Below are 9,052 nucleotides of genomic sequence, written 5' to 3'. Positions count from 1 at the left end.
AAGACCCGCTTCCTGACTGCCGCCGACCTGATGATGCAGTTGGCCACCGCCCATAAACAGGATCGGCTGCAGCAGTACTTCAACCGTGCCATCATCGGGCCGCGCCTGTTGGTGATCGATGAGATCGGATATTTGCCGTTTGGACGCGAGGAGGCGAATCTGTTCTTCAACGTGGTGGCCCAGCGCTACGAGCGCACCAGCATCATCGTCACCAGCAATCTGCCCTTCAGTCAGTGGTCCTCATGCTTTGCTGAGGACCAAACGCTGACCGCCGCCTTGCTCGACCGCCTGCTGCATCACGCCCATATCGTGCAGATTGCCGGGGAAAGCTACCGACTCAAGGACAAGCGCAAAGCAGGGAATATCAAGATCAGGAGCTAGGTTTTTTGGACGCCGGGGTGGGTCAGTTTTACTCCGACGATTCCGACGAAAGTGGGTCAGTTTTCAACCGGCGTTGACATGTATGAGCGAAACAAGAAAGCCCGCCAATCGGCGTGGTATGGATGAACTCAAACTAGGGCTGGATTTAGGAGCGGTGGCAGAGGCGCTCGCGGCCGGGGAGATCACGGAACGCCAGGCGAAGAACGCGAACAAGTTCATCAACCAGGTCAAGGCGGTCCGTGAAAAGCCGCTCAAGGCCCGTCTCATCCAGTCCGATAGCGGCCAGTTTTTAGGTGAGGCTCATCCATTGGACTGCGGAGCCTGGAAAGCGTACCGCTATGGCCCGGAGTTTCGAGACGGGGGTAAGGTCTTTCCGTCACTGGAAGACGCGGAGCAATTCATCATAAACGGCTAGCATGAGCCACTAAAGGCGATGATTAAACGAAGCTGCCCCGCGTAGCGCGGGGCAGAAGGGTCAGCGCTGGCGGCCGCTAAATGGCCGGACCCGCAGTTTTGAGAGCTGGTCAGCCGTTCCGATCAGCCGTTGCCCGGTCGGCCGCATGACGGTCTGCTGTATGCGTTCCATCTTGTCCGCGATCGCCGATGCCTGGGGGCCGAAACCCAACGCCCAAATGAGCTGGCCGAGCAGATAGAAGCCCGGCACGAACACCAGGAACAACACCCCCATGACAAGCAGGAAGTCGGAAAACGAAAGGCGGATTTACCCCGCCGCTTGCAGCAAACGTCGCCGCGCCATCCGCAGGTTCGACAGTGCGAACAGCGTCAGCACCTGCGCCGTGTTCTTCGTCAGGCCGTGGTAGCGCACCTTCGTGTAGCCGAACTGTCGCTTCACCACCCGGAACGGATGCTCCACCTTCGCCCGCACGCTGGCCTTGAAGTGCTCCCAGCGTTCGGCGTACTTGCGTTCGCGCTTGTTCTTGATCGTGCGCAGTTTCGACGGCTTCTCGGCGATCCAGAACGCGGCGTCAACGCCCTGCAATTCCTCGCGATTGTGCGCGCCGGTGTAGCCGCTATCTCCGCATACCTTGTCTTCCTTGCCGTGCAGCAGCTTGTGCACCTGCGTCACGTCATGCACGTTCGCCGCCGTGCACTCCACGTGGTGCACCAGGCCCGACTCTTCGTCCACACCAATGTGCGCTTTCATCCCGAAGTGCCACTGGTTACCCTTCTTCGTTTGATGCATCTCCGGGTCGCGCTGGCCGTCCTTGTTCTTGGTCGAGCTCGGCGCCGCGATGATCGTGGCAATCCACGATCGTGCCCGCCCTCAGACTCTGGCCCTTGCGCGCCAGATGCGCATTCACCCGCTCCAGGATCTGCGGCGCAAGATCATGCGCCTCCAGCAGCCGCCGGAAGTTGAGGATCGTGGTCTCGTCCGGGATGTTGTCCAGCCCGCCCAGACTGGCAAAACGGCGCATCACCGGCATCTCGTACAGCGCCTCTTCCATGCCCGGGTCGCTCAGCGCGTACCACTGCTGCAGGAAGTGGACGCGAAGCATCGTCGCCAGCGGATACGGCTGCCGGCCGCGCTGGCCCATCTTCGGGTAGTGCGGAGCGATCAACGCCAGCAGCACGTTCCACGGCACCACCTGCTCCATCTCATCCAGGAAGACCTCGCGCCGCGTCTTCTTCCGCTTGCCCGTGTGTTCCGCATCCCCAAAGCTCAGCTGCATCGTCGTCATCCGTCAAACCTTGCGCTATTGTCGCCCAAGGGAATTGTTCAGAGCATCCTTAGGGTTGATTTGATTCTAGTTTGCTAGCATACTAGCTCCTATGGCTAGCGAAGATGTCAAGCAGTTCAACGTTTACCTCCCGGTCAGCCTGATCCGAGAGGTCAAACATCATGCGATTGAAGCCGAAATGTCGCTCTCGGCGCTCGTTGCCGACGCGCTACGCGCGTATCTGAACGAGAAAATCAACAAGAGAGACGATCTTCCGCGCAGCCAAAACGGACGTAGAAATGGAGATGAACAATGAAGACCGAAGGTGTGAAAGCAATCTTCCTAACGACCCATAATTGGGGAAAGTCCGCAAAGTTCTTTCAGTCCTTGGGATATGAGCTTGACTTTGAAACCGATCATAATTCTGGACAACTGCGCAACGAGGCAGGCCCGTATCTTTTCATCGCCGAAGTGCCAGAGAACGAGCAGCCTGCCATCCAAATGGTGCTAAAGATTCGAGATGGCGAAACCCTTGACCTTGACCCCCCGTTTGAAGTCGTTTCGCCGTTCGCAGATACCCATTGGGGTACGCGGGAAATGACTGTCCGCGATCCGGATGGCCGGACCTGGAGCCTGGAAGCCCCAGCACAGAGAAAAGCCGGCGCATCAACATGATGCAAGGCAAGGCGAACTTGGCGCCGGAGAGCACGGCAGAACGTACCGCGCTGTGGCGTGCCCTGCACGTCGAGATCGATGCAGCGCCTCACGTCTTTGAGGACAGGGTTGGGCTTCGCCTTCTGGCGCCCGGCGCGGAGTGGCGGCGTCGTCCCGACATGGATCCCGATTTTACAAAGACCTTTCGTGCGTCGATAGTTGCCAGAGCGAGGTTTGTCGAAGATCTGGTCATTGAACAAGCCGATCGCGGCGTTGCGCAGTATGTCATCTTAGGTGCCGGTCTCGACACCTTCGCCCAACGCAGGAGAGACGTTGCGTGTCGGATGCGCATCTTTGAAGTCGATCAGCCGGCGCCCCAGGAATGGAAACGCCAACGGCTGACCGCGCTTGGCTATGGCATTCCTGAATGGTTGCGCTTTGTCCCGGTTGATTTCGAAGCAGGAGGCTCTGTCTGGCAGGCACTTGCGGAGGCGGGCTTCGATGCGAAGCAGTCGGCCATCATAGCTTCCACCGGCGTCAGCATGTACCTGACGAAAGAAGCAACTCTGGCAACTTTCCGTCAGGTCGCGGCGCTTGCGCCAGGATCGACACTCGCCATGACGTTCATGTTGCCGCTCTATCTCATGCCGCCTGATGTTCGGCTACAGCTTGGGCAGGCGCTCGAGGGTGCACGCGCAAGCGGAACACCATTCATTAGCTTATTCGCGCCTGAAGAGATAATGGCCATGGCCCGGAGTGCCGGCTTTCAGGATGTTCGGCATGTCCCTCCGAGCGCACTTGCACAACGCTACTTCACGAACCGGAAGGATGGCTTGCAATTATCGAGCGCGGAAGAGTTCTTGGTCGCGAAGACCTAGAACTCTGGTTGACGAGGCCCTTTCAGCCAGTCTTCAAACTCAGACAGGCTGGTTACGCCGAATTCGAGTACAGCTTCATAAACTTGAAAGCTGGACGGGCGTTTACCTGAACAGGAAGCGTTCGCCAGCGCGGTTTTGATCGCCAAAATCGACTGGCGAGCGGAAGTGGTCAGCTTTGGCGGAATTGTGCGAAGATGTTTGAGATCAGGCTGCCTCTCCGGCTCGTCGACAAACCAGATGTCAAAGGTCCAGTCTCGGCCGGTCTCGTCGCGACAGGTTACCCCCAGATACAGGCCATCGGGATATTTTTCGACATCACTGTTCCAGATACCCGTATCATTGCGGAATTGAACAGAGCCTATAGAAGCATGCATAGCCAGCTTCCCGCCAAGTTCAGCCACCGCGCGGTGCGTCTCCTCATCCAGCTTTTTGCATACAACCGTGATGTCGATATCCCGGCGGACCATCAGACCCAGTGCGGAACTTCCCACGCGCGTCGGGCTTCCGATATCTGACAGCAAGTTGTCCAAGCCGAGCGCATCTATTAGCGCGTCGGCTTCGGTCTGCAACTTCGCTTGATGAATGAGTAATTCTGATAACCCATCAGTTTTCGACATCTATACAACCCCTTTTACCGCTTATCAGCGCTGTCATTTTGAGTTTCCAGGTTTCTAAGGCTTCTAACGAAATCGCTCGCGATCTCTGCGCTGCGTTCTGTAAAATCTATGAGCAGGTTCAATTCTGCCGCCGAGTAGCGATCGAGCAGACGTTCCGTCGCCGCCTGGAGAGGATGATAGATCGCTGCGAGCTCGCCTATGTTCTCGGGCCGTAGCCGGACGTAGACACGTCGACGATCTTGCGGATCACGCTCACGAGTGACGTAACCGCCCTGCTCCAACCGATCGATCAGGCTCGTTACGGCTCCGGTCGTCAAACCGTAAGCTCCCCCGCGCACTCGAGTTCGAACGAGCGAACCAAATGACGCCGGCTATGCAGGAGAAAGCAAGGAGATGGGTGCGGCTGATCATTTGGCGCGTACCTCTAGACTTTGCGACACTGCTAGCGTTGTGTGGCGCAGTCACTGCCCTGCTGATTAGCCAATAGCTGCATGCCTGACCTCTTATCATTCTCCCGGAGAAAAATAGCATGATCGACATGACGACAATGGTTACGTACTGCGCAGTTGTTCTAGGCTTTGTCTTTATTCCGGGGCCAGCCACGCTGCTCACCGTGGCGCGGGCTACAACTTCTGGAACGAAGGTCGGGATCGCCACCGGAGCCGGGATTGCCGCTGGCGACCTGGTACACACGCTCATGGCCGTGGTCGGTATCTCGGCGGTCATAGCTGCCTCTGCCATGCTGTTCAGTATCGTCAAATATATCGGCGCTGCCTATCTCATTTATCTCGGTATACGCGCGCTTCTGGAAAAAACCTCTGTCAATCCGTCGGCTGGCGCAGTGCGGATTTCCGCTGGTCAGGCTTTCAGTCAGGCAATTTTGGCGGAAGTCCTTAATCCCAAGACAGCGTTGTTCTTTCTTGCATTCCTCCCGCAATTCGTTCGGCCAGAGAACGGGTCGATAACGCTTCAACTCATCATTCTAGGGATCATCTTTGTTGGCCTAGGCCTCGTCAGCACAATCGTATTCGCAGTGGGCGCGAGCGGGCTGGGCAATTTCCTGCGCCGGAACCCGTCGGTGATGAAATGGCAGGGGAAAGTGGTCGGCTGCGTGTACTGTGCTCTAGGGGTTCGACTAGCGCTTCAAGAGCGCTAGCACCTATGCCGCTTCAGCTTAAATGCAACTCGCTTGGCCAGCGGCCAGGGCTATTCGTGCATTTGCAGTGTCCTATGCCTTCACTAACTTCGCAGCCTTGGGATCGTAGATGTATCCGGTGATGCTGCCATCCTTGATGCGCGCCACGGCCTCGTCGATGACGAACAGCGGAACGAGAAACCATTCCTCGGGCTGCACGGGGTGACCGAAGCGGTCGTTGATGGAGATATTCAACGCGCGGGTGCAAATAGTCTGTGGAACAGTTTTTCCATCCGAGTGCGATTGATGCCTGCGAGCTTGTAGGTCGCTACCACTTCGACCTTCGCCAATAGGTAGGTGGAGTCATGTTCGGCGTTGGCGATGCGCGCCTCCACCCTGCCGCCGGTCACACCTAACTTATGGATGAGGTCGCGGTGCTGCGCGATGTAGGGGTGATCCGACAGCGAGCGCAGGACGTAGATCGTGCCGCTCTGGATGTCGCCTTCTTCTAAGCTGTCATTGAATAGAGGCCCCGCATCCGGGTCGGTGATAACGCGCGCGGCCTCATCACGATGGAGCGCACGCTGGAACGACCGCAAGAGTATTTTGCTTTCGGTTCCGTTGTCGAAGATCACCCGCAGTCGACTGTCACGTCGATCGTATTGCGTGGTGAAGTCCTCGCCAACCTCGGCGATATACGCGATCTGCCCATTGAGGATGTAATAGGCCCCTTGCTGGATAGCTTCCATTGCCTTTGCCTGGCTCAGAAAGCTCCTGGTGTTTCGGACACCGCTCTTGAGGTCCTGTTTTATCGCCTTGAACAAGTGCTCATAGCGATCGAAGTCCTCGCATTTTTCGCGATGCTCAATCTCCTCAGCAGCACGCTTTTCGGCGCTGGTGCGGACATGACGCAGGACCGTGATGTCGTCCGCATGGGGAATGTCAGCCAACTCGGCAGCCAGGCCATCGATGTCGATAGTTTCGTCCACCGAAGCGGTGACGGCCGGCGCCCCAGCAAGCAAGCCCTGATGGTCCAGCGGCTCAAGCAAGGCGCGGCAATCCGGGAGCGCCCGTAGACGGTCGAGCCGCACTGCATATAGGCGCTCGAATATGTCGCGGTCTTCGCCATGCTGCGGCGCACGCCCGTGCTGCTCTACGAAGCGTTGGATTTCCTCGAAGCCAGCGATGACACGCTCCTCGCTGGCTGGGCGGCCATTTTTCTTCTCAGGTGGTGCGAACTCGGCCAGCTCCGCCGCCAGGTCGTCAAGGTCGGAGTTACTCATAGCGCCCCTCCGCCCTGAAACGCATAAATGCGGCTGCGCCTTCGGCCAGGTGCTTTTCCCAGGCGTCCTGCGAGGTAACCGATGGAGCCCGCCCACGCTCGCGTTTGAACTCAACCGCGCGCTTGGCGATCACTTTGGCATCTTCAGGCGAGATTGAGGTGCGCTTGGCCGAGATGGCTGCTGCCACCTGCTTCAAGCTGTCCTCGCTCATGGTCTTGGCGAGGATGGCGTAGGCTTCGCCGAAGGGGTTGATACGGTCGATGAGGTCTATGTCCAGCTCGCGCACGTCCATCGCGAAGCGACGCACGCCGTCGATCAGGGCGGTGTTGGGCGACCCGTCACCCTCGCCTTCGGTGACAAGCCGCTTGGCCTGCTGGGTGAGGTTGAGGGCGGCAATGGCGTGCTGACGCACGGCCTCCTGATCTTCAGCATCAAGCTCGGGATACTTGTCCTTGATGATCTTGCCCATGCGAACCTGCGTCAGTTCTTCGGGCACTAGTTCCTCATCGAACAAGCCGCGTTCGATGGTGGGCTTGTCCTGCACGAAAGCCGCGATCACTTCGTTCAAGTCTTCCTGGCAGATGCGCGCTGCCTCTTTGCTCTTGGGCTCGGCGAGGCCGTTAATCTCGATTTGGTAAGTTCCGGTCTGCTCATTGACACCAATGTTGCAACGGTGTGGATCGTAGCCACTCTCGCCATAGTTAAAGCCCGGCGTGGGGCCGCTGTCGGGGTTTTTGGGCTTGAACTCGAAGCGCGGCGCAAGAACCTGCTCCATCAGCAGGCTCGCAGCGATGGCCTTCAACGTATCGTTAACGGCCTCGGTAACCGCTGCCTCGGTCGCGTCCGGCTCGGCGATTAGGTTGGTAAACCTCGCGCGAATCTTGCCCGGCGCGTCGCGAGTGGCACGTCCGATGATCTGAACGATTTCGGTCAAGCTGGCACGGTAGCCCACGGTCAGCGCGTGTTCGCACCAAATCCAGTCGAAGCCTTCCTTCGCCATGCCCAACGCGATGATGATGTCCACATGGTCGCGGTTATTCTTTTGCGCCGGGTCTTTCAGCGCAGCGGACACCCGGTCGCGCTTCGAGGCATCGTCATCGACCAGATCAGCGATACGTAACACGCGGCCATCCGGGCGCTTGACGAGTTGGAACCCAGTGGTTGCGTCGATGCCCTGCCACTCTCCCAGCGCCTCGATGATGTGCTCCACCTCGCGCATCTTGTCCTTCGTACTCTCGCGCGAATTGACGTTGGGGATGTGGATGATGGTCTTCTCGGCCGGGTCGAGGACATTGAGGATGTCGTCGACGTAGGGGCCGCTGTAGAAGAAGTAGCCGATGTCGAGTTGCTTGAGGTACTCGTAGCCGTTGAGCTGCTCGTAGTAGGTGTACGTGACGGTATCAAACTTCGATTCGTCCGACGGGGCGAGAACGGCCTCCGCGTCGCCCCGAAAGTAGGAACCGGTCATGGCGACGATATGCGTCTTGCCCCGCGCAATGAATTGGCCTAGGTGCGCGCCCAGCTTGTTGTCGGGGTTGGCCGAAACGTGGTGGAACTCATCGACCGCAATCAGCCGGTCGTCGAACGCCTCCACGCCGTAGGCATCGACCGCGAAGCGGAAGGTCGCATGGGTGCAGACTAGCACCTTGTCGTCGCCTTCGAGGAATGCGCCCAGTGACTTGACCTTGCCGCCGTTGTCGTTGCCCGGCGCGTTGCACAAGTTCCACTTAGGTTCGACCTGCCAGTCGGACCAGAAGCCGTACTTCGACAGCGGCTCGTCGTTGAAGCTGGCCCCGATGGACTTCTCGGGCACGACGATAATGGCCTGCTTCAAGCCCTGGTTCTGCAACTTGTCCAGTGCGATGAACATGAGCGCACGACTCTTGCCAGAGGCGGGTGGCGACTTGATTAGCAGGTACTGCTCGCCGCGCTTCTCGTAAGCTCGTTCCTGCATGGGCCGCATCCCAAGCGCATTGGCCTTGGTCGATGCGCCGTTTCGGGCGTAGGTGACCGAAACGGACGGTACGGACTTGATCTTGTCGCTCATGCTTTCCTTCCCCATGGCACTTTCTCTGATTCGGTCACGTACTTCGCGGTCAACCGACTAGTGTAGGCGTCGTCGTAGCCGCACAAGGCCAGCACAGACAACTCCAGGTACCACAAGCTCAACTTCCATGCGTCAAAGAAGCAATCGGCGACCTGCTTCTTGCTGACTGGATGAACCAACTTGTTAGCGCCGGTGTAATACTGACCCACCCCGTCGGAGTAAATCTGACCCACCTGGGCAATGATGGTGGCTTTTTGGCCACCGACAATGTTGACTCAGGAGCAAGCAGTGGAGATCAAGGTAATGGCGCGTCGCGGCGTCAGCATTCGGGAGATGGCCAAGCAGCTAGGCTGCTCACGCAACACGGTCAGGCGATAC

12 protein-coding genes and 1 pseudogene are annotated in these 9,052 nt (G+C 58.3%); 7 read left to right on the top strand and 6 right to left on the bottom strand.

The features are described from left to right. Together AD428_RS18115 and AD428_RS18110 are read left to right on the top strand one after the other, a co-directional pair. The coding region (locus AD428_RS18115; RefSeq protein ID WP_160318602.1) for an ATP-binding protein at positions 1–381 on the top strand (381 nt) is incomplete at its 5' end. A gap of 118 nt (positions 382–499) precedes the next feature. Beyond that, entirely contained in the window at positions 500–796 is a 297-nt protein-coding gene (locus tag AD428_RS18110; RefSeq protein ID WP_053246102.1) for a hypothetical protein, read from the top strand. Between the two features lie 60 nt (positions 797–856). Here the strand turns inward: AD428_RS18110 and AD428_RS18105 are convergent, their stop codons facing one another. Continuing rightward, complete coding sequence (locus tag AD428_RS18105) at positions 857–1,069, bottom strand: hypothetical protein (RefSeq protein ID WP_053246101.1); 213 nt, start codon at positions 1,067–1,069, stop codon at positions 857–859. A 33-nt stretch (positions 1,070–1,102) separates the two neighbouring features. After that, a protein-coding gene (locus AD428_RS18100; RefSeq protein ID WP_152968141.1) for an IS5 family transposase occupies positions 1,103–2,072 on the bottom strand; the annotation gives its coding sequence in 2 pieces (ribosomal slippage) (positions 1,103–1,645 and positions 1,647–2,072; 969 coding nt in all). Positions 2,073–2,172: 100 nt separating this feature from the next. On the opposite strand from AD428_RS18100, the gene AD428_RS25390 reads away from it, so the two are divergent. Genes AD428_RS25390 through AD428_RS18095 form a run of 3 tightly spaced genes read left to right on the top strand, consistent with a single transcriptional unit; the run spans position 2,173 to position 3,592 of the window. Continuing rightward, entirely contained in the window at positions 2,173–2,376 is a 204-nt protein-coding gene (locus tag AD428_RS25390) for a ribbon-helix-helix protein, CopG family (RefSeq protein ID WP_082308485.1), read from the top strand. Further along, positions 2,373–2,735, top strand: coding sequence for a glyoxalase (locus AD428_RS25385; protein WP_082308484.1), 363 nt, complete (start codon positions 2,373–2,375; stop codon positions 2,733–2,735). The genes AD428_RS25390 and AD428_RS25385 overlap by 4 nt, the downstream gene beginning before the upstream one ends. Continuing rightward, complete coding sequence (locus tag AD428_RS18095; RefSeq protein WP_053246103.1) at positions 2,735–3,592, top strand: class I SAM-dependent methyltransferase; 858 nt, start codon at positions 2,735–2,737, stop codon at positions 3,590–3,592. Before AD428_RS25385 ends, AD428_RS18095 begins: the two co-directional genes overlap by 1 nt. On the opposite strand, the gene AD428_RS25380 is transcribed toward AD428_RS18095, so the two are convergent. Continuing rightward, positions 3,589–4,209, bottom strand: coding sequence for a hypothetical protein (locus tag AD428_RS25380; RefSeq protein WP_082308483.1), 621 nt, complete (start codon positions 4,207–4,209; stop codon positions 3,589–3,591). The two genes, AD428_RS18095 and AD428_RS25380, sit on opposite strands and share 4 nt — an antisense overlap. A gap of 14 nt (positions 4,210–4,223) precedes the next feature. Beyond that, positions 4,224–4,526 (bottom strand): MarR family winged helix-turn-helix transcriptional regulator, encoded by a 303-nt coding sequence (locus tag AD428_RS25375; RefSeq protein ID WP_160318601.1) that lies wholly within the window; start codon positions 4,524–4,526, stop codon positions 4,224–4,226. 212 nt (positions 4,527–4,738) lie between these two features. On the opposite strand from AD428_RS25375, the gene AD428_RS18085 reads away from it, so the two are divergent. Next, positions 4,739–5,365, top strand: a complete 627-nt coding sequence (locus AD428_RS18085) for a LysE family translocator (RefSeq protein ID WP_053246099.1) — start codon at positions 4,739–4,741, stop codon at positions 5,363–5,365. A gap of 72 nt (positions 5,366–5,437) precedes the next feature. Here AD428_RS18085 and AD428_RS18080 read toward each other — a convergent pair. Both AD428_RS18080 and AD428_RS18075 read right to left on the bottom strand, forming a co-directional pair. Next, positions 5,438–6,627, bottom strand: a pseudogene (locus tag AD428_RS18080) (GIY-YIG nuclease family protein). Next, a complete protein-coding gene (locus AD428_RS18075) occupies positions 6,620–8,674 on the bottom strand; it encodes a DEAD/DEAH box helicase (protein ID WP_053246098.1) in 2,055 nt (684 codons plus the stop codon). Before AD428_RS18075 ends, AD428_RS18080 begins: the two are co-directional and overlap by 8 nt. A 267-nt stretch (positions 8,675–8,941) precedes the next feature. On the opposite strand from AD428_RS18075, the gene AD428_RS25370 reads away from it, so the two are divergent. Continuing rightward, on the top strand, positions 8,942–9,052 hold a 111-nt coding region (locus AD428_RS25370; protein ID WP_152968140.1), incomplete at its 3' end, for a helix-turn-helix domain-containing protein.

The organism is Achromobacter sp. DMS1 (genome assembly GCF_001270295.1).
Note: the sequence above shows the minus strand (reverse complement) of the source record. Positions and strands in the feature narration are given on the sequence as shown.

Coding starts and splice junctions, on each gene's coding strand:
- AD428_RS18110 (WP_053246102.1), top strand. CDS start 500: ATGGATGAACTCAAACTAGGGCTGGATTTAGGAGCGGTGGCAGAGGCG.
- AD428_RS18105 (WP_053246101.1), bottom strand. CDS start 1,069: ATGGGGGTGTTGTTCCTGGTGTTCGTGCCGGGCTTCTATCTGCTCGGC.
- AD428_RS25390 (WP_082308485.1), top strand. CDS start 2,173: ATGGCTAGCGAAGATGTCAAGCAGTTCAACGTTTACCTCCCGGTCAGC.
- AD428_RS25385 (WP_082308484.1), top strand. CDS start 2,373: ATGAAGACCGAAGGTGTGAAAGCAATCTTCCTAACGACCCATAATTGG.
- AD428_RS18095 (WP_053246103.1), top strand. CDS start 2,735: ATGCAAGGCAAGGCGAACTTGGCGCCGGAGAGCACGGCAGAACGTACC.
- AD428_RS25380 (WP_082308483.1), bottom strand. CDS start 4,209: ATGTCGAAAACTGATGGGTTATCAGAATTACTCATTCATCAAGCGAAG.
- AD428_RS18085 (WP_053246099.1), top strand. CDS start 4,739: ATGATCGACATGACGACAATGGTTACGTACTGCGCAGTTGTTCTAGGC.
- AD428_RS18075 (WP_053246098.1), bottom strand. CDS start 8,674: ATGAGCGACAAGATCAAGTCCGTACCGTCCGTTTCGGTCACCTACGCC.